Origin of the sequence: Lutispora sp. (genome assembly GCF_041687175.1) — a bacterium.
Taxonomy (GTDB): domain Bacteria; phylum Bacillota; class Clostridia; order Lutisporales; family Lutisporaceae; genus Lutispora.
In genome coordinates this window covers 1-21,780 of record NZ_JAWLCK010000043.1, presented here as the reverse complement: position 1 = coordinate 21,780, position 21,780 = coordinate 1, and the positions used below count along the sequence as shown (strand labels likewise).

The 21,780-nt window shown below is 37.5% G+C and carries 11 protein-coding genes; 2 read left to right on the top strand and 9 right to left on the bottom strand.

Translation table 11 applies throughout. From position 1 onward, the window contains the following. From ACESM9_RS08135 to ACESM9_RS08100, 8 genes are all read right to left on the bottom strand, one after another. Positions 1 to 2,147, bottom strand: a 2,147-nt coding sequence (locus ACESM9_RS08135) for a xanthine dehydrogenase family protein molybdopterin-binding subunit (RefSeq protein WP_372997113.1), incomplete at its 3' end; no start/stop codon positions are given. Beyond that, positions 2,137 to 3,033: an FAD binding domain-containing protein gene (locus ACESM9_RS08130; protein ID WP_372997111.1), complete on the bottom strand. Its 897-nt coding sequence runs from the start codon at positions 3,031 to 3,033 to the stop codon at positions 2,137 to 2,139. The genes ACESM9_RS08135 and ACESM9_RS08130, both read right to left, overlap by 11 nt. Then, complete coding sequence (locus tag ACESM9_RS08125; protein ID WP_372997109.1) at positions 3,033 to 3,512, bottom strand: (2Fe-2S)-binding protein; 480 nt, start codon at positions 3,510 to 3,512, stop codon at positions 3,033 to 3,035. The genes ACESM9_RS08130 and ACESM9_RS08125 overlap by 1 nt, the downstream gene beginning before the upstream one ends. A gap of 155 nt (positions 3,513 to 3,667) precedes the next feature. Further along, positions 3,668 to 6,712, bottom strand: a complete 3,045-nt coding sequence (locus ACESM9_RS08120; protein WP_372997107.1) for an AAA family ATPase — start codon at positions 6,710 to 6,712, stop codon at positions 3,668 to 3,670. A 10-nt stretch (positions 6,713 to 6,722) separates the two neighbouring features. Continuing rightward, positions 6,723 to 7,598: an L-serine ammonia-lyase, iron-sulfur-dependent, subunit alpha gene (gene sdaAA / locus ACESM9_RS08115; protein WP_372997105.1), complete on the bottom strand. Its 876-nt coding sequence runs from the start codon at positions 7,596 to 7,598 to the stop codon at positions 6,723 to 6,725. An 11-nt stretch (positions 7,599 to 7,609) separates the two neighbouring features. Next, on the bottom strand, positions 7,610 to 8,266 hold the full coding sequence (gene sdaAB, locus ACESM9_RS08110; RefSeq protein WP_372997103.1) for an L-serine ammonia-lyase, iron-sulfur-dependent subunit beta: 657 nt from the start codon (positions 8,264 to 8,266) through the stop codon (positions 7,610 to 7,612). Between the two features lie 49 nt (positions 8,267 to 8,315). Next, positions 8,316 to 16,310 carry a GH36-type glycosyl hydrolase domain-containing protein gene (locus tag ACESM9_RS08105; protein WP_372997101.1) on the bottom strand — a complete coding sequence of 2,665 codons (7,995 nt, stop codon included), beginning with the start codon at positions 16,308 to 16,310 and terminating at the stop codon, positions 8,316 to 8,318. 61 nt (positions 16,311 to 16,371) lie between these two features. Beyond that, a complete protein-coding gene (locus ACESM9_RS08100; RefSeq protein ID WP_372997099.1) occupies positions 16,372 to 18,849 on the bottom strand; it encodes a sugar phosphate nucleotidyltransferase in 2,478 nt (825 codons plus the stop codon). 110 nt (positions 18,850 to 18,959) lie between these two features. Here ACESM9_RS08100 and ACESM9_RS08095 point away from each other — a divergent pair, with 110 nt between their 5' ends. After that, positions 18,960 to 20,030: a DUF3810 domain-containing protein gene (locus ACESM9_RS08095; RefSeq protein WP_372997097.1), complete on the top strand. Its 1,071-nt coding sequence runs from the start codon at positions 18,960 to 18,962 to the stop codon at positions 20,028 to 20,030. On the opposite strand, the gene ACESM9_RS08090 is transcribed toward ACESM9_RS08095, so the two are convergent. Next, positions 20,013 to 21,464: an MATE family efflux transporter gene (locus ACESM9_RS08090; protein ID WP_372997095.1), complete on the bottom strand. Its 1,452-nt coding sequence runs from the start codon at positions 21,462 to 21,464 to the stop codon at positions 20,013 to 20,015. The two genes, ACESM9_RS08095 and ACESM9_RS08090, sit on opposite strands and share 18 nt — an antisense overlap. Here ACESM9_RS08090 and ACESM9_RS08085 point away from each other — a divergent pair. Further along, positions 21,454 to 21,747 carry a YmaF family protein gene (locus tag ACESM9_RS08085; RefSeq protein ID WP_372997093.1) on the top strand — a complete coding sequence of 98 codons (294 nt, stop codon included), beginning with the start codon at positions 21,454 to 21,456 and terminating at the stop codon, positions 21,745 to 21,747. The genes ACESM9_RS08090 and ACESM9_RS08085 overlap by 11 nt on opposite strands. The last annotated feature ends 33 nt before the right edge of the window (positions 21,748 to 21,780 follow it).

The window sequence follows — 21,780 nt, the reverse complement described above, 5'->3', positions numbered from 1 at the left end:
GGTACAGTACAAAGTTCTCCAATACTCTTAGCACCATAGGGTCCATAATCTTCTCCTTCTTCAATCAACAGGGTTTTAACCCTCGGCATATCTGGTGCATTTACCATATGGTATTTAGCAAAGCTGTCATTTATTGGCTTTCCTTTAGCGTCGAACTTAATTTCTTCATAGAGAGCCATTCCGATACCCATTTGCACTCCTCCCAATATCTGGCCCTCTACAAATCCTGGATTGATTGCTTTTCCTATGTCATGAACTGCCAAATAGTCAACGACTCTAACTAATCCAGTGTATGTGTCCACAATAATTTCTGCAAAATGTGCTGCGTAAGATCCGGGATTGGCTTTAGATTCATATTCATGGGAAACATATAGCTCGGTTTTGTTTACTTTTTGAATCTCAGCTGCCATATCTCCATAGGTTCTTTTTGTTCTCTCGTTTCCTTTTACCCAGATATAACCTCCCTTCATATCTATTGATTCCTTAGGCACTTTGTAGATTTTAGATGCATTCTCCAGCATAAGTTCCTTTAATAACTTAGCAGTCTCTTTTGCGCAGGCTCCACATACATATGTCACTCGGCTTGCCTGTGAACCTAAATCATAGGGGCTAAACCTTGTGTCTCCCTCGGTAACATGAATCTTTGATACTTCAACGTCCAGTATCTCTGCTACAATTTGGGCTGTTGATACTATGGTGCCGCAGCCTAGTTCATGGAGCCCTGCCTCCAATATAAGGCTTCCATCATTCAGCATCCTCAGATTCATCCTTGTAAAATCATGATAAGCGCCATAATATCCATTGCCGTGAGTAGCACATGCCATTCCTATACCTCTCTTATATCTCCCTCCTTTATCATCGGCTTTTCTCCTTTCATACCATTTAAATTCAGAAACTCCTTTTTGTACACAGTCAATAATCCTAGCATTTCCTATATTAGGAGCCCCTGTAGGATCCTCATCATAGGGTTGAATAAGATTCATCAGCCTAAAATCTACCGGATCCATCCCCATACTTCGTGCAACATTGTCGATACTTATTTCAGTTATTGCATGTATTTGTGGTGAACCATATCCTCTGCAAGCTCCTCCTATAGGAGTATTGGTATTTACAATAATGCCTTTATACCTCTGATTGGGAATTCTATATAATCTGAAAGACTTTTTTCCTGCTGCTATACTTACCTTGCAACCTCCTGATGTGTATGCCCCAGCATCCAGAATTACTTTAACATCCCTAGCAATAATGTGGCCATCTTTATCTACGGCAGTTTTCACATAACCCTTTGTGGCATTTCTTGTTCTGGTAGATAGGATACTCTCTTTTCTTTCAAATTCCATCTTTACCGCTCTATTCAAATCCTTCGCAATAAAAGCGCATACCGGTTCCAATACAGTTTCCTGTTTACCACCGAAAGAACCGCCTGTGGGAACCTTAATAACCCTCACTCTGTTCAAAGGCATATTTAACACTTGGGCAACTATGCATTGAACTCCATATACTATCTGACAAGGTGAATATACTGTTATACCTTCTGTAGGATGGGGTACTGCTATACAAATATGATTTTCCATAGCTGCATGATGTACTTTTTGAGTTTCCACTTCATCAGAGAATACTTTATATGCTTTCTCCAATGCATCTTCCATGTTTCCGCAGGATATTTCTTTAATGTAATAGTCCGGCTCTTCTTCGTGAAGTTTTCCCTCTCGTGTATTCAGATAATCCTCCATCTTGAGCACCGGCTCATATTCTTCATATTCTACTTTCACAAGTTCTGCTGCTTTTTTCGCCGCTTCTGGGTTTTCAGCCACAACAGCCGCTACCCTGTCGCCTACAAATCTAACTCTTTGAGAAAATAAAGTCTCTGTTTTTGGGGTATTTTCGTCTTTGAACCATGCAGAACCACTGTATTTTGTAGACGGTGTATTGGCAAAAGAATATATTTTTACTACTCCCGGCACTTTTTCTGCTAAGGAGGTATCTATTTTGACTACCTTTCCGTTTGCAATGCTGCTCAGAACCAGCTTTATATAAAGCATATTGCCAAAATCCATATCGCCCAAATATTTCATGCTTCCAGTTACTTTTTGTCTGATATCATGAAGAGGTATATTTCTACCTACATACTTTAGATTATCTGTCATAACATTCTTCCCTTTCTAATGCAGATATATATGATAACAAATCATCCAACAAATCTTTACCTAAGCCCATAACTGCCTTTCTTTTATAAGGCATTGAACTTCGACCTTTAATTGCTTCTTCCACTTCCTGTGCCAGTGATTCAGAAAAAGATTCTATCACTTCCTTGCTTATGTTTCTCCCATCAAGAAGAGAGGCGGATTTTGCAGCACTCATCGGACCAGGACCTACGGCTCCTACCGCTACATTTACATTTTTTAATTTTTGATCTCCATTGCTGTATTCTGCAGCAAGAGCAATGTTAAGCCTTGAAATGCTTACTTTTTTTCTAGAGCCGAGTTTTACAAAGCTTGAAACCACATCTTTATTAGCTGGAAAGAAAACTTCTAAAATTATTTGTCCAACATCAAGATTGTTTTTCCCTACTCCTGAAATCAAGCTATCTATTCCGCATACAGTTTTATTCCCTTGTCTGTCCATCAACAAAGCCTTTGCTCCCAACATCGAAAGTGGAGCCAGGGAATCAGCAGCGGGAGACGCATTGGCGATATTTCCTGCTATTGTGGCTCTATTCCTGATCTGTACAGAACCTACCTCTGAAGCAGCTAAGGACAAACATCTGCCGTACCTTTTGATAACAGGATCAGAGGCTATATTAGCAAATGTTGTACAAGCTCCTATTCTTATAAAATTTTCATCTTCTTTTATATATTTCAGTTCTGTCATGCCGGATAAGTCGATTAACTTCCAATGTTTATTACTGCTCTTTCTCAACTTAATTACAAGATCTGTTCCTCCCGCTATAAATCTAGTGCTTTCGTCTGCCATGCTTAGACATTGTCGCAGTTCTTTCATGTTATTAGGTGTAAAAAAGCATAAATTAGTCATTATATCTCCTCAAATCCTCCATCAATATTATTAGAAGCCGCTTTAACAGCTTTAACTATATTGTTATAACCGGTGCAGCGACATATATTTCCGGCTATTGCTTCTCTGATTTCTTCTTCTGTTGGGTTAGGGTTCTTAAGAAGCAGAGCTTTTGCCGACATTATCATGCCTGGAGTGCAATACCCACATTGAACAGCTCCATTTTCCATAAATGCTGTCTGCAATGGATCCAATTCTCCATTCTTCTCTAAACCCTCAATTGTAATTATCTCTTTTCCTCTAGCCTGAACAGCCATTACAAGACATGAGTTCACAGCTTCGCCATCCATTATTATAGTGCAGGCACCGCACTCGCCCTCTCCGCAACCTTCTTTGACTCCTGTAAGTCCAAGCTTGTATCTTAATATATCTATGAGTCTCATATCTGATTCCACATCAATACTATATTCTCTACCATTCACGATGAAATCAATAAGCACCGATAGTACCTCCATTTTTTTAATTTTCTTTAAATTTAACAAACAAATCGTCAATAAAGTGTCAAATAAATATAAAATCTAAGTCAAAAAAAAGAAAGGTTTTACCCTTTCCTGAAGACGATAGAATAGAGTGTGAGTATTCATTCTATAATTTTCTAGGTTACATATTTTTTGCATATGGATACTCCATAATTATTGCCTACGCTTTTAAAAAGCTTGATGGCCGAATCTGCATAATAATCGGCATTCTCCACCAGATAGTCATGAAAGTGCCTTTCAACATCTTTATTATTATCCATTATAGCTCTTATCTCGGCCTTTACTCTATAATTAATACCCATCCAATATTTTTTCTTTAGCCTTTCACAATACATATCTGCTATTTTCAAATTATATAAAGCACCTTCATAATTTCCTTCATAAGTTAACAATAATGCTTTGAAGCTGTTAGCAATGGGATGGACCCAGCCTCCTTTAACCTCATTGAGATAGGCTAAGGATTTTTCAAAAAACCTTCTGGAAAGCTCATAATTGCAAATATTAAATGAAGCATGTCCAGCATTGGCATAAAATAAACTCATGCTCATATAATTTCTCCGGCCTTCGCTCATGGTAATACATTTTTCATATAGTTTCAGTGCTTCTTCATTATTGCCGGAATATAAACGGGTGTCTCCGATATAATTCAGCGCTGCGGTTATACTGAATGTATATTTTTTATATAATGTTTCTAATGATTTGAAAATTTTTATTGATTCATTAAAGAATTTCTCAGCTCCAGCATAATCTGATTCCATAAGCTTCAATAATCCATTAAATCTTAGAGCTATACCATATTCCTGAAGCATATTATGTTTTTTTGAGGTGTGGTACATTTTATCAGAATACTCAGCAAGGATCTCCTTATTATCTGTCTGTATTCCGTAATAACACATCTGGGTAAGACCATTCAGCAAATTTATAATATGTCCTTCTTTTTCAGCTTTTTTTATCATCCTTCCAATCATTCGTATCCCATCATCGTAATTCCCCTTTTGTATGAAAAGACTTCCCTGCATTGCTAGAAAATCAGACTCCATCCTGACAAAATCAGAATTCGTACTCAGTGTTTTGCTCATCATGATTATCATTGACTCTATACTTTTTAACTGTTTTTCAGATAAATCACAATCATAAGATTCATTTTCCAATTCTATAAAAACATTATCATCAATGACTGGAAAAAGCTCATATCCAAAACACAGATATGTCTTTGCTCTTTTTATACGATACTCTAATTCTTTAAGTCTATTTCCGCTTTGGAAAAAATGATGTATAAGTCTGGTAACAATTCTATCATCGTACTCTGTAGCAGAATATTTGTCTTCCAAATACAAAGCAATTCTATTGTGAAGGAGCCTTTTTCTGGAAGCAGAAAGCCTTGAGTATATATACTCATGTATTTTTATATGGGTAAATCGATAGGCTAGCTCTCCATTTGTATCAACTTCCTCTTTTATCAGGTATTTAAGCTGCAGTTCTTCGATTATCCGAACCATCTTCATATGCTCTTTGCCGCTTAATGCCTGTAATGTACTATAGAGAACCTCATCAAAAAACACTGACATAATATTTAAAATTTGAAGGCCATCTTTAGAAACTGTGGACAATCTGCTTTCCATAATGGATTGCATTTTATTTGACAAGTTGCTTATATCCTTTCCTTCTTTAAGCAGGTTTAAAATTTCGATAATAAAAAAGATATTCCCTTCTGTTTCTTTATAAATTCGCTTCAAAATACCATTATCAAAATCATACATTTTAAATTTAAATCGGCAAAAATCAAAAGTTTCCTTCATGGATAACCTTTTTAATTCGATGGCTTCTAAAATATTATGAAGATATAATGTGTGTATCAATTTAAATTTCTTATCAAGGTTTTCATTTCTTCCGCTGAGGATGAAAAAGATAGGAATGCTTCTGCTTCTTAGAAGCAGCTCGTAAACCAGTTTGATGCTTTGATCGTCCGCCCATTGAATATCATCAATTATAAGAATAATATTTTTATCTATAGCTGCCTGTTTTAAAAGTTCAAGTATTATTTCTATAATTTGTCCATATTTTACAGGATTCAGCTTTACCATCTCATCAACATCTGAAACTTGAGCTTCTGATAAAAGTGCAGGAAAAAAGAATGACAATATTTGAAATTTTGCTGGCGATATTTTAATCTTATACTTGTCCAAAGTTTTAATAAGTTGTTCCAGTATAATATTCCAAGGTCTTAGACAAAAGTTCTCTTCAGCTTGATAACAGTAGCTTTGCAATACCAGTGTGTTATCATCAACAGTTTTCTTAATAAAGTGTTGAATCAGGGCAGATTTTCCTACTCCAGCTTCGCCTTGAATGACGATGCATTGAGAGGCATTTTCCTTTCGGAAAAGCTCCAATTTTTCCTTCATCAATTTCATTTCATCTATTCTCCCAAAAAAACTGGGATCTTTATCCTCTGAGCTGAGCAATTCCAGCTCCATTTTTATGGATTGATATAGACGCTGAGTTATTACATCAGGCTTAATGCCTAACTCATCATCTAAATAGTTCTTTAATTTTACATAACATTCTATTGCTTTTTTGGCTTCTCCCTTTTCCCTATAAATTTGCATCAATTGTCTGTAAGCTTCTTCATTATAAGAATCTATTTTAATTAATTTTAATAAATAATTTTGTGCTTTTGGATAATCTTTACAAGATAAGGCATTATTAACAAGCATAGTCAACTTATTAATTGCATTTTTTTGATAATTATCTCTCTTTTCTCTCAACCAATCCTCAAAATCATAAGCATCTTTTAATAAGAAGTTCTCCAAAAAAACTTTATCAAAGCATTCAGTTTCATCCTCTTCATATGATTTGGGATCATCAATATCAATATATATTTTGGCCTCAGGATTTAACTCTACAACTGAACGATTTGGTGTAATTATTACATCTTCACCGATTATATTTTTTATAACATATAAAGCGTTTCTCAGATTTCTCCTTGCAGATTCGTCATTATATTCGCTCCATAGAAGAGAAGATAATTTTTCCCGGGTGGTTTTTTTATTTACACATAGAAAATAGAAAAGGGCTTCTGCCTTTTTATAGGGAAACTCTATAATCTTTCCGTCTATTCTGACCTCAGGTACTCCTAAAACATGTACAGTTATATGAGCCATTTTTTCTCACCTACATATCATTTTTCAAGAGTTTTTTCTCCAGCTTTTTGGCAGTTTCTGAAGCTGCGATACCTCCCATAGCCGTTTCCTTCAGTTCTTCAGGCATAGCGTGACCTACATCTCCCATGGCTTTGATGACCTCATCTACAGGTATTACGCTTTCTATCCCTGACATAGCCATATCTGCTGCCAAGATTGCCTGTGCTGCTCCAAAACTGTTTCTTTTAATACATGGCACTTCAACTAATCCGGCTACAGGATCACATATAAGCCCCATAACACCTTTTAATGCTATAGCAGCAGCATGACCCGCCTGAGAAGGTGTACCTCCTGACAGTTCAACAGCTGCAGCTGCTGCCATAGCAGAAGCTGCGCCACATTCTGCCTGGCATCCACCTTCGGAACCTGCGACAGTTGCATTTTGAGCTATTACCTTTCCTACTACAGCGGTAGTAATCAATGCATCCACAATCTCATCTTCAGACTTCCCAAGTCTTTCTCCAATGGTTATAAGCACACCAGGAATTATTCCGCAAGAGCCTGCTGTAGGAGCTGCAACGACTCGTCCCATAGAGGCATTGACATTAGAAACAGCCATAGCCCTGGAGGAGGCCTTCAGAATTGTATCGCCAGATAGTCCCTTATCCTTTCCCTGCCATAGCCTAAAGCCCTCTCCGCCTGTAAGTCCACTGACAGAGGGTATAACCTGATTTATACCATGTGAAACAGCATTTTTCATTATATCATAATTATTAGTCATTCTTTTCTTAATCTCATCGATAGATAAGCCACTTTCCTTGCTCTCCATCTCCATGGCCACAGTTGATATTTTAACACCCTTTTCTTCAGCAGCTTCAATAATTTGCTTCATAGTAAAAAGAGACATATCCTTCCTCCTCAAATAATAGATAATACTATCTTGTATATTCCTTCATTGTTTTCTAAATCTGTTTTTAGAGATTCAGGCGGTATTTCATCTGTCTCAATAATCATCAGAGCAGTATCTCCCTTTGATTTTCTAGAAAGCTTCATTTGGGCAATATTTATATTTTTTTGAGCCAAGTATGATGCAACATAAGCCACGATGCCTGGCTTATCCCTCTGTATGGAAATTATAGTGTTGAATTCACCAGTAAACTCGGTCTTAAATCCATCTATATCCTGTATCATGACCCTGCCTCCACCGAGAGAGCAGCCTGTTATGCTCATTGATTTTTCTTTTTCGTACAATTTTATCATAGCTGTATTTGGATGAACCTCTCTATTACTGTCCTGATAATTAAAGTTAACTTCTATACCTGATTTTTTAACCAGTTCAAAAGCATTTTTTATGTTTTCATCATCAGGTTCCATCCCTAATATTCCAGCTACGATGGCTTTATCAGTGCCATGGCCTTTGCCAGTTTTTGAAAAGGAATTATACAGTGTGATATCTGCCTTATTAAACTCTTCTCCAAATATATTGCGGGCTAATTTCCCCAATCTGGCAGCTCCAGCAGTATGGGAACTGGATGGTCCTATCATAACGGGACCAATTATATCAAACAAATTCATATAGCTACTCTCACCTCTTTCATTTTATAATATCATTTCGTCTTTATTTTTAACAGCCCATTAAGACATTTACTTGATGAGTATTTTTATCATCAACAAGTTCTATAGCATTGCCAACTATAGCTTTCCCATCCAAAGTAATAGATATTACACCCCTGCAAATATTTTGGGGATTGGATACTGTTATATTATATATTGTTCCAGAGTGATTATAGATAACCTTATAACCTTCCCAGTGCTCTGGTATGCATGGATTTATTACCAAATTCCTCCCTCTTATGTTTATCCCAAGTATATATTCAATTCCTGCCTTATAGAGCCATCCAGCAGCCCCTGTATACCAGGACCATCCGCCTCTGCCCATGTGCTGATTTGCCGCATATATATCAGCTACCACTGCATAGGGTTCTGTCTTGTATATAGAGCATTCCAAAGTTGTACGAGTGTGATTTATTGGATTTATCATATGGAAAATCTTATGCGCCATATCTCCATCGCCAAGGAGGGCAAAGGCACATATAACCCATACTGCTCCATGGGTATACTGTCCTCCGTTTTCTCTTACTCCAGGAACATAGGATTTTATATATCCTGGATTATGGTCGGTCTTGTCAAATGGAGGAGTAAACAACAGCACCATACCTTCATCTTCCTTCACCAGATGCCTTTTTACCGACTCCATAGCCAAAGATGCCCTTTCAGGGCTGGCCGCCCCAGATATTACGGACCAGCTTTGAGCTATGGAATCAATCATACATTCAGTATTTTCCGAAGATCCTAGAGGAGTTCCATCATCGAAATATGCTCTCCTGTACCAGTTGCCATCCCATGCGGCTTCCTCTATTGCTTGCTTAATATTTTTCATTGCCTTTTCATATTTGGCAGCTCTCTCTGTGTCCTCCATATGAATGCAGATAGACAAAAATCCCTTGAGTATTTCATATATGAAGAAAGCAAGCCATACGCTTTCGCCCTTGCCTCTGTTGCCTACCAGATTCATACCGTCGTTCCAGTCACCGGAGCCCATCAATGGCAATTGGTGAGCTCCAAACTTCAAGCTCCTATCTAAAGCCTTGATGCAGTGCTCATAAACTGTCCCTATAATGGAAGACTTTTCAGGGATACCATACCTCTCATCCTCTCCCTCCTTTAAAGGTTCGGCTTTAATATAGGGAGTACTTATCTCTAGAATACTTTTGTCATCGGTATAGTTTATATATTGTATAACACCGTAGGGAAGCCATAGCAAATCATCAGAGAATCTAGTGCGCACTCCTTTGTCCCCTGCAACAGGATGCCACCAGTGAAGAACATCTCCTTCTTCAAATTGATGGCTACAATGGAGAAGGATCTGGTTTTTCAAAAGTTCTGGTGTTATCATACCGATGTTCATAGCATCCTGGAGCTGATCTCTGAAACCATAGGCTCCGCCAGATTGATAAAATCCTGATCTTCCCCATAGTCTGCAGGATATGGTTTGATATACAAGCCAACCATTTAGCATAATATCCATAGACTTATCCGGTGTCATTACTTGTATTTTTCCAGTTATATCTCTCCATACTTTTCTCACCATCTCCAGCTCTTCCTCAGCAGCAGCTATGTCCTTATATTTATCCAGCATAGCTTTTATCTCTCTGTGGTTATCACTTTGACCCATATAGAAACCTACACTCTTCTCTTCCATCGGGTCCAGAGTTATTTGAATTTTCACAGCTCCGCAGGGCTCGTAGCCCACGCTAAAATCAATTTCTGATCCTTTCTCAAGCAGTTGGTGGAACTCGAGTCTGTTATTAGCATACTCACATATTGGCTCTGACGATGTAACAAATACCATCCTTCCTGGAAAATCCGTATTGTATCCATTCTCAATGATCAATCCATTAATTTCATGGTCATGCTTTATTACTAAATGGGGCTTGGTTTCTTTCGGGTTTACTCCCAATACTGGTTCCATATAGTAACAGAGTCTTAATGTTTTTCTTCTATCTTCTTTGTTCTTTAACTCAAGAATATTAATCTTAAGCTTGTCATTACGAGGTACAAATACTTTCAACTCCTGTTTTAATCCATAGCAATCCTTGTTAAAAATGGTATAACCCCATCCATGTCTCACAGTCCAAGGCTCACCATTCTCCGAAGCTTCCGGATTAATAGCCCATTTATTTCCTTCTTCCACATCCTCCAGATATATTATCTCTTGGGACTCATCAATTATAGGGTCATTAGTCCAGGCAGTAAGCCTGAATTCTCTACTGTTTTCTGCCCAGGTATAGCCTCCCCCTCTCTCTGTTATAATAAATCCAAAGCTTGGATTAGCTACTACATTGACCCATGGTGCAGGAGTATTAAGATCCTTATTCAAGCTCATGATGTATTCACTGCCATCCATGTTGAACCCACCATAGCCATTAAACATGAGAGAACTATCTGCAGCAGGGAGTTCACAGTTTTTATATTTTATCAGGTCTTTTGCTTTTACCTTTTCTTTGCTTTTAATGTTTATTTCTTTCAATTGTTTTTCTATAGGGCCTGCTTCAGCCTTGAATACCAAAGTTGATGCAGCCATCAGCAATTCCAGGTCTTCACGGGAGATATTAACAGCATTTATGATGAATATACCTCCTGATCTGCCTATCAGATGTTTGCCATTGCCTCCTTCTACCAAATTAATTATGGCTGTTTTCAAAGGCTGAAGATAGCTGCTTTCATCCATATTCAATATTACCAGGTCCACATTGAATCCCTTTATTCTCAAAAACTCGTGGGCTTTGATAGCTTGTTTAAGAATAGGGATGTCTCTTTCGTCAGATATAGTTATAAGCATAATGGGCAAATCCCCAGAAATTCCAAAAGCCCATAGAGAAGACTGACCTTTTTTATTCCTTATTATATAGTCCTTATTCATAGTTCTTGTAGGACTGCCATATGTCAAATGGCTTATGAGTTTTTCACAGCCTACAATATCTTTTATGTCAAGGTTCATATATGCCCCTTCAACCTGACTTCTGGTAATAGCCAGAGCATAGGCTCTTTCTATGGAAGAAACTTCTCTGTATTTTACTATCATTTGCCTTATTCCTTCTTTAGATTTTCCACATCCTGTTATATAGGATATTTCTCCATGACCACCTGCCTCAATTTTTATTACTCTTCTTATGCTCATTATAGGATCCAGAACTACACCGGAAGTATTGGATAAAGGATGACAAAGCCCTATAGGTCTTCTGATGTTTCTCCCTCTTCCTATGAAGTTGGCTCTGCTGGTTTCGTACTCTACCGCTCCAAGAGTATCCCCTTGTACCAAAGAGCTATGAAATGCCCACCACTCCTGTCCATGTCCTCCTCTAGGTTTTCTAACTGCTGTGATGCTATTATATTCTTCCAGGTATTCTGTTCTCACAAACAGGTTTGAGAAAGCTCTATGTGCCATATCGGCTGCTTCCGTTGTAAGTACTACCTCAAAATAGCTAGTCATTTCTAGTGTTACAGGCTCCTTGCCGTGGTTTTCAATTTTTATCCTTCTTATTTCCACATTATCTTCCGGTGATACAAATACCTCCATCATGGTCTTAATATTATCATCTACTCTGGTGAATTCAGCTCTGGATTGATAGAAGGACACCTTGTATCCATCTGCTTCTTCATTAAAGGGTTCCCAAGCAGCTGACCAAACCTTATCCTTATTCACATCTCTTATGAAGATGTAGTTTCCATAGCCTCCTTCCAAAGCATCACTTCTCCAGCGATTTATAAGTATTCCATCAAGTTTGCTGTATCCTCCTCCTCTCACGTTTAACAAAACTGAATATCTGCCATTTGTGAGTATTTGGCAAGGCGGTGGCAGTAGATTTGCCGAACTGTAGCTCCTTACCCCTTCTTTGTGCAAGCTCTTCTGTCTGTTTATATCCAAAGATGCTTCTTTATACTCCTTTGTGATAATAATGCTTTCAGGAATCCTCTCTTGGAGAAGTACTTCTCCGGCTTTTACCAAAGGATCACTGTGAAAGCGGTTTATCATAATATCATCATTGAGAAAGTTATTTATGGCAAGGAGGCTCATTCCTTGGTGATGAGCCATAAAGCTTTTGACTATATTATATTTTGATCCCATAGTCATTCTTTTTGCTGTGAAATCAACTGCCTCATATAGACCATATTTACCTTCCATGCCCAGCTCCATGAGTCTCTTTAGATTTTGTACTACTCCATTTGGATCCAAATTTATAGCCATCATGGTAGAATAGGAAGAGATGACTACATCTTCAATCAATCCTCTCTTTAAACCAAGATCCGGTACCCCAAAGGCTTTATATTGATAGTTCAGATCCAAGTCAAAGGTATAATATCCTGATTCAGAAATGCCCCAAGGCACATGATTTTCCTGCCCGTAATCCTTCTGGGCCTGGAGTACACCCTTATATGTTTCATCCAGTATGGTATTATCATATCTTTTCATAATCAACGCAGGCATTAAGTATTCGAACATGGTTCCGGTCCAGGACACCAAGACCCTGCTTTTCCCTATATAAGTCAAAGCTCTGCCCAGCTTTCTCCAATGTCTCAATGGAATCTCTCTTCTTACCACTGCCAGATAGCTTGTGGTTCTTGCTTCGGAAGCCAGCAAATCATAATAGGAATTAGTTAGGCTCTCTTTCTCTACATCATATCCTATTGAAAATAGATTCTTCTTTTTGTCATAGAGGTGGATGAATTGAGTCCTCTCTATAATGGCATTTATTCTTGTGATAATATTCTCTACAGTATCCTGCTTATCAATGTTTTCAATATAATCCTTCAAACCTTGCCTTAAAACAAGCAGATAGGATATGAAGTTACCGCTGTCCACAGTAGATACATAAGAGGGTCTCAATACCTCCAATGTTTTTATGTCATACCAATTGTATAAATGGCCATTCCAGTTATCCAGCTTCTCAATAGTATCCAATGTATTGCCTATTCTTTCTATCATATGGGATACAGTGATATATCCCAAATCTGCTGCAGCAAGGGTAGATACCAGGTATAAACCAATATTGGTGGGAGATGTTCTGGGTGCAGCTCCTCTAGGAGGGTATTCCTGAAAATTATCTGGCGGAAGATAATTGAACTCTTCGCATACCAATTCCTCATAATATGCCCAAGTCTTTCTTCCTATTCTTTGTATATCAGCCTTCTCCTCGTCGGTTAAGGATGGTTTTTCTCCCTCTGTTTCCTCGCTTGCTTTAAAAGCAATATAAGGAGACAATGCCCACAGTGCTGTTAGAATAATAGCTGCCATATCATAGGCTTTATTTATACCAGCAGCCACAGCAAAAAGCAATGTTAATACCATTGGATACCTGCTTTTCATATAATATCCCTTCAGGTCTGATTTTAAGTTTTTCTCTGCATCTGCTGCAGTTACCCACTCCAGCATATTCCTATGAGAGCAAAAAACTCTATATAAGCTTCTCATTGCTGCATCCATCATCAGATATGCACTATAGGGCAAGAATGCCATGAGCATAAAAAGCTGATATGTTGTTTTTTTCAACAGTTGTGTGCACTGCCTTACCGATTTGCCTCTTCTTTCAACTATAGAAAGTAGACATAGCAGATTAGGAAACAAAAATAGGAATATCGGAATCAAAATCAACTCAAAAACAGAAACGGGAAGAAAAAATATTCCTATCAGGAGGAGCAAATAAAGTGATGGCTGCAGCATGCTCCTTCTCAGATTATCTGCCATTTTCCATCTGGATAATGAAGTCAAAGGATTTCTGCCCAAAATCCACTTTATCAGTTGCCAGTCTCCCCTTGCCCATCTATGCTGTCTGGAACTATAGGACAGATATTTCCCGGGGAAACCGTCAATAAGCTCTATATCTCCAGCCAGACCTGTCCTGAGCAAACTTCCTTCCAATAAATCATGGCTCAGAACGGTGTTGTCCACAATCTTGTTCTTCGTTACTTTATTGAATAATGATAAATCGTAGATACCCTTTCCTGTAAAGATCCCCTCTCCAAAAACATCCTGATAAATATTAGATACGGCAGTAGTATAGGGGTCTATACCTCCGTCGCCGGCAAATATTCGCGATAAAAGTGTTTTATTAGAATCTTCTATATCAATGCCTATCCTGGGCTGAATTATGCCATAACCTTCTCTTACTACACCCCACTTTTCATCATAAACCGGCCTGTTTAATGGATGCTCAATTGTCCCTATAAGCTTTGCAGCACTCTCCATAATCAGATTGGTATCTGAATCAATGGTTATTACATATTTGATATCCTTTAACTCATCAACATGGGATGACTTATAGACAAAGGAATTAATATCTTTTCCCAATATCAGGTCGTTAAACTGTACTATTGCTCCTCTCTTTCTCTCCCAGCCCATCCATTTGTTCTGTTTCTCATTAAATTCTCTTTTTCTATGAAAGTAATAAAAGATTGTCCTGTCTTTCTTATATTTTTTATTTAGTCTGCTCACACCTTCCATTGCAGCAGCTATAATGGATTCATCATCCGGATTTGTCTCATTAATACTATCCTTGAAGTCACCTATCAAACCAAAGAACAGATTTTCATCCTTATTGGCAAGATAATATACTTCCATTTTTTCTATTAACTCCAATGCAATGTTTTTGCTGCTCAACAATGCAGGAATGATTACCATGGTTTTTGATTCATCAGGTATGCCCTCACCATAATCAAGCCTTGGTAAAAATGTAGGTTTATATAGTTTCATAAATATATGGTTGGTCAAGCCTATTCCAATCTCTGATGTCGGAATCAACAGCAAAATGCTAAGAAGAGCAATGTTCCCATAGCTCCAGCCTTTAGCCAAAACAGAAACAGCAAATATAATGCTTAATGCGGTGAAGAATGCTACTGTTGTCAAATAAGGCTGCATAGATTTGAGCCTGAAATCTTTCTTTCTGATATTCAGACTTTCAAAGAGGTCCTTTCTTCCTTCATCAATAAGATAATACCCTACATGGATTTCCTTGAAGGATTTGTTAAGCTTTTGGGCACTTTTGCTCAAGCTTATGGCAGCATTGGCAACTCTTGTTTCGGAAATATTATTGTCTGTTGATATTCTGGTTATTATTTTTCTATAGTAATCCCTTGACTCAAAGTCCATAGATGGGTATATGCCTGATGGATCCTTAGAAAGCATCTCTTCTACTATGCTGACAGATTCAAATATTTCATTCCAGTCCAAAGTGGATATGCTATAAAGGCTTGTGATGGAGTTTCCTATGGAAATCTTTCTAACTGCATATTCTTTATGTTCATTCTGTATAAGTTCTTTTATAGTCGTATTATATTCTTCCAGCCTCTTCTCCAGGTAATCTATAACTTCCCCATATTCAAGCCCGGTCCTTCTTATAAGGGCTAGCAGATGCTCTATATAGGATGAGTTCAATCGTCCTTCTATCTCTAAATTTTCTTCTATGGCTTCTATCAATTCCTGACCTTTTAGCTTCGAATCTTTATCTGCTTTGTTCCACTGAAGCTGTGTTTTATATATATCAGTACAAATCATCCTTATATTCTCTACCAGCCCAATCCTAGTCACAAGAGACAATGCCCATACCTCAGATATGGTCAGTATTTGATTTGACTGATAGGCCTTGATAAAATCTATAAATAAATCTGTGTCCAGATTTCCGTCAGTATGGGAAATAAATTCTAATGCTATGGCGTATATTCTAGGGTAGTCCTTCAAATATCCTGATGCCAATGTATTTAGCTTATAGAATCTTTCTTGGCGGATATTAAGCTTTACTTCTTTAACTTGTTCTTCAATTTTATAAAAATTGTCCAGCAGCCAATCGGATGCGGGAGACATGTCCTTATTGTCTTTGGTGAAGGCATCCAGCTTCCTGTATATGTTGAATATCTCCTGGTAGTTTTGTTCCAACCGCTTCTTCAGTACTTTTGTTGTTCCTTTCTTTTTCTTCAATAGATGCTTCTGACCCATAATATAACCATAGGCTAATATATCTTCTCTATTAAGTAGAACATGCTTTATTCTATCTATATCATTCATATGACTGTAACACCTCTCCAAATTAAGAGTACTGATGCTGGATTACCAAAAAATCAAAGGCTTACTGCCTCTGATTTTTTAATAATAAGTTTATTTTTTCACTTAAATCAGCAGATAATTCCTGAGCCATTTCGTAAGAATAGCCTTCAGCATAGATATTGAATACAGGTCTTTCATTGTCTGGTAAGACCAAAGCCCACCCCCTGGAATCTTTGATTCGTACTCCTTCAATAAGGTCAATTTCTTTCTGGTTAGTCCCAAAGGCAATCTCTCTTATTATTCTACCTTTATCCTTCCAATCACAATTTATTTCCCTTTTCAAGTAAAAATATTCAGGTATGGAATCAATTAATCTGCTGATTCTTGTGTTCTCTCTAACCATATATTCAAGGAAGTATCCAAGAGCCCAGACCCCATTATAATTTAATGTAAACTGAATTAATGGTTTTTGGGCATCATCACTCAACTCCATCATTTTTCTCATTATCTCTGCTGCAGTTGAGGAAGCCCTGAATATTTTTGCTCCATTTAACTTTGCTATTTCCTCAGCTGCTCTTGGGAAAGTATAAGGGAAAACCAAGCTCTTGGCATTATATCCTTTTATAGCTACCATTTCTGATAACAAAAGATATTCTTCATCTTTAATCACCCGACCTCTTTCATCTATAAGTGTCAGACTCTCTCCGTTTTCGTTTATTATAACTCCCATATCTGCTTTTCTTCTTATTATATAATTAGCCATGTGTTTGTCAGCATCGCCCCATACAAGACTGACACTGCACCCGAGGTTCTGCAAGAACTTATATGCAATTGCAGAGGCGTTTTCAGATTGGGAGGCAAGTATTATTTTAAAGTTTCTTCTTCTGATTTCGTCTAAATGCTTTATTTCTTCCAGTCCCTGTCTTATAAATATTTCCTGAAAGTTCTCCATCCTCATGATGGCTTTTATGTCTTCCGCCTTACATCTATCATAATCATCCTGATTAAGCAGATTTTCTATTTGTCTTTCCTTGCTTCTGCTGATATTTGTGCCCTTTTCATCAAAAAATTCTATATATGTCTTACAGGGTCTTTCATGGGAAGTATGTATGTGTATACCTCCATTTGCTCTGAGGTAAACAATGCCAAACCTGCTCATAGGTATTATTGAATTATTCAACACAATTGGCTGGCTGCCTGCAGATAAAATGCCTGCTATAAGAGAGTTCTTGGCAACATAGGATTGGGGACTGTTATCGCTTCCAATGACTAAAGTTGAATATTTCCCCATGGCAGCTGCAAATGCAGAACCCAGGCTGGAGCATAGTTCAGGTGATATCTCCAGATTTAATATGCCAGATACTCCTCTGGAGCCAAATATATTCTTTGTAGCCTTTGTGCCCCATATTATATTATGATTCACAACAGTGTTCTCAAAAATCTTCTTTTCAGGCCATATTCTCACATCAGGTTTTATTATGCAGCTCTCAAGTATTGATGTGCTTTCACCTATTACTGAATTTTCATAGATCTTTACATTATTCTTTATAATGGAGTTTGAACAAACTACTCCACCACTGATACCTGAATTTTCGCCTATATGAACCTTTTTCCACAGTATGCTTCTTTTCACCTTGCTGTTTGAACCTATCCTGCAGTTCTGAGATATGACAGAATAGGAATCTATAAGCACATTGTCCTCTATAGTAGCTTCTTTGCCAATATAAACTGGAGGAATCAATGTCACATTATTTTTTATAATAGCGCCTTCAGCAAGCCATATGCCTTTTTGGCTTTCCTGGGCTTCCAGAGTTATATTAACTTTGTGGTCTAATATATCAAAGTGAACTTGCCTGTAAGATGCCAAATCTCCAATATCACACCAATAATCCTCAGTTATGTAGCCATACATGGGTACTTTATCTCTAAGAAGTTTTGGAAACAAATCCTTGCTGAAGTCAAAATTTTCTCCAGGCTTATAGTACTCCATGATTTCAGGTTCCAGTATATATATGCCTGTATTCACTGTATCACTGAAGACTTCTCCCCAGCTGGGTTTTTCCAAAAACCGCACTATATGGCCTTGACTGTCGGTTATAACAACTCCATATTCGATGGGGACTGCTTCCCTCTTTAAAACAAGGGTAGCCTTGGACTTCGTCTTTTTATGAAATTCCAAAGCAGCTGTCAGATTTAAATCTGTGAGGGCATCACCGCTTATAACTATAAAAGTATTATCCAAAAAATCTCCTGTATTTCTTACACTTCCGCCGGTTCCTAAGGGTGTATCTTCTATGAAATATTTGAGATTTACCCCATGTTTGCTTCCGTCTCCAAAATAGTCCATTATAACCTGAGGTAAATAAGCCAACGTTACGCCTATGTTATTTATACCTTTATTCTTTAGCAGCTGAATTGTATACTCCATGACTGGTTTATCAAATATGGGAACCATTGGCTTAGGTATACCACAGGTCAACGGTCTCAATCTTGTACCCTTGCCACCAGCCATTATTACAGCTTTAATAGTTATCACTCCTTTGGCAATAAATAAAGTCATTTACTATTTTATGATTAATAGCCATATATATTCATAGAATTTGAATACAATGATATGTGGTTTAGGTTATAATAATCTTTGAGGTTAGTCTCTTGGAAGGGGTTTATTCTATGGCATGGATAATTACGTTGATACCTATATCATTAATTCTTGTTTCTTTGGCTAAAAGATTGCCGAATACAATAGAAAGCCTATACTCTATAGGTGTATACAGAATATTAAGCCAGCCTTTAAGCAAGTTGACTGGTATATTTCCATTTTCCTTAGGTGAGTTCCTCTTCTATGGTTTTGTGGTCTGGATAGGATTTATGATTTTTACGATAATTAAAGCGCTGATTACATATGATAAAAAGTTGATATTAAATGCTATAAAAAGGACTGCAATAGTCCTCAGCATTCTTTTATTCTCCTTTGTTTCATTGTGGGGTTTAAACTATTATAGGCTTCCACTTTCAAAAACTATGAATCTTAATACTATGAATTATTCAAAGGAAGACCTGGAGGAATTATGTGTTTATCTAATTCATAAAGCCAATAGCTACAGAAATGATGTGATAGAGGATTCCAGAGGAGTTATGAAATTATCTCAAGGCAAAAGGAATGCTTTATTTAAAGCATATTCAGGTTATGAAAGTCTATCAAGAGAATATCCTATTTTTAGAGGTGATTATGGGAAACCAAAGATAGTGATAACATCAAGATTTATGTCCTATGCAGGCATAGCCGGCATATTTTTTCCCTTTACAATTGAGGCAAATGTTAATGGTGATGTGCCGGATGCTGTGTTTCCCAGCAATACAGCTCATGAAATGGCTCATCAGAGAGGTTATGCAAGGGAAGATGAGGCTAACTTCATATCATTCCTAGCCTGTATTTCCAATGATGATATTGAATACAAGTATTCAGGAACTTTATTGGCGTTAATACACTCTATTAATGCATTGTACAGGGCCGATAGTGAGAGTGCTGCTAAACTTGTATCCCAATACAGCCCAGGGGTGAAAAGAGATTTGGCTGATATAAACGCCTATTGGGATAAATTTGAAGGCCCTGTGGAAAGGGCCTCTACAAAGATCAACAATACTTATCTTAAAGCCAACAATCAAAAGGATGGAGTACAAAGTTACGGAAGAATGGTAGACCTGCTGCTGGCTTATTATAAATCAAAAATTCTTGACTAGGTTATTTATCCATTTATCTGAAACCAGCCTATACATACATAATATAAACTTTCCTATTTCCTCAAGGGTAGTCAATGCAACCACCCAATATATTGGAAGTTTAAACAACAATGCACCCGCAAAAGCTGCTGGAACTCCCATAAACCACATGGTGAAAGCTTCAATGGCGAAGGCGTGATTGGCATCCCCTCCGCCTCTCAGTACTCCCACGATTAAAACTATATTGAATACCCTCACGGGCATAATCAATGAATTTATTTTCATTATTTGATAAGCATCTATAACCACTCCTTGGGAAACATTAAAGAATCTAAGTATTAAAGGTCCACCTGCAATCATCACAACTCCTATGAATATACCTGTTGCAATGGATAGCACTGCAAATCTATGGGCATAATCCCTGCCCTCTTCTTCATTCCCTGCTCCAATTCTTTTCCCTATCATTACTCCGGAAGCATTAGCCATGCCAAAGCAAAGTATCATGAATAATTGTTGTATTGTATTGCTTATTTGTATAGAGGCTATGGCTTCTTTTCCAATGCGCCCATAGGCAACAGAGTAAACTACGGCTGCTAATCCCCAGCAAACTTCGTTCAGCAATACCGGGATAGTTGTCCTATATATTCTTTTAAAGAAGTAAGTATCAATCAAAAACATATCTTTAAATCCTGGAGCCAGAATCTTATTGCTCCTATATATTACTGCAATAATCATTACTGCCTCAATAAACCTTGCTATTACTGTTGCAAGTGCGGCTCCTTCAACACCCATAGCTCTAAATCCAAAGTGTCCGAAAATGAACACATAATTTAAAAATGTATTGGTTATAAGTGCTGCAGCGCTTATATACATGGGGTATATAGCTTTTTCTATACTCCTCAAAGCGAAACTGAAGCAAAAGGTTACAGCAGTAAAAGCATAACTTAGGCATACAAGCCTCAAATACTTACTTCCATATAGCAAGACATCGGGATCAGTATTGAATATTGCTATAATCCCTCTGGAAAAAGCAATGGCAACAAAAGTAAATATGGCAGATATCACCAATGTGGAAGAAAGCCCCAATCCAACCACTCGCTTAATATTGTCCTTATCTCTCTTCCCCCAAAATTGTGATATAAATATACCACAGCCGCTGCATATTCCAAACATAAACATGCAGAACAACAGAAACACCTGATTTGCGATACCGACAGCTGCAATCTGTGTTTCTCCTACCATTCCTATCATAATTGTATCCACCATGTTTAAGGATGTGCTTATAAAGTTTTGAATTATTATAGGTGCGGCAATGATTCCAAGGTCTTTATAGAATAAGCCGTCCCTGAGCAATTTCTTTATTATATGCTTAATATATTTCAGAATAAATCCACTTCCTCTCACATTTTTACCACGGCAGCATAGAATATTATGAGGTGGTTTTATGTACGACAAACTGCATCTTCATGAGTTTGATGGGCTCACAAATAAAATCTTTAAACATGAACACAAGTACTCTGGTACTTCAAGCAAAAATCCTGATTTTAATGGTCATAGCCATTATTTTTCTGGATATGTGGAAGAAGTATTAGGTCATACTCATTATTATTCTCTGGTCACTGGTCCCAGTATTGAGGTAGAAGGAGGCCATATCCATTATTATCAGTGCTTTACTACAATGAACAAAAGGCATTATCATATATTATGGGGTTATACATCTATTCATTCGGATTATTAATGGACTGCCTGAGGGATTCCTTATGGGACAGTC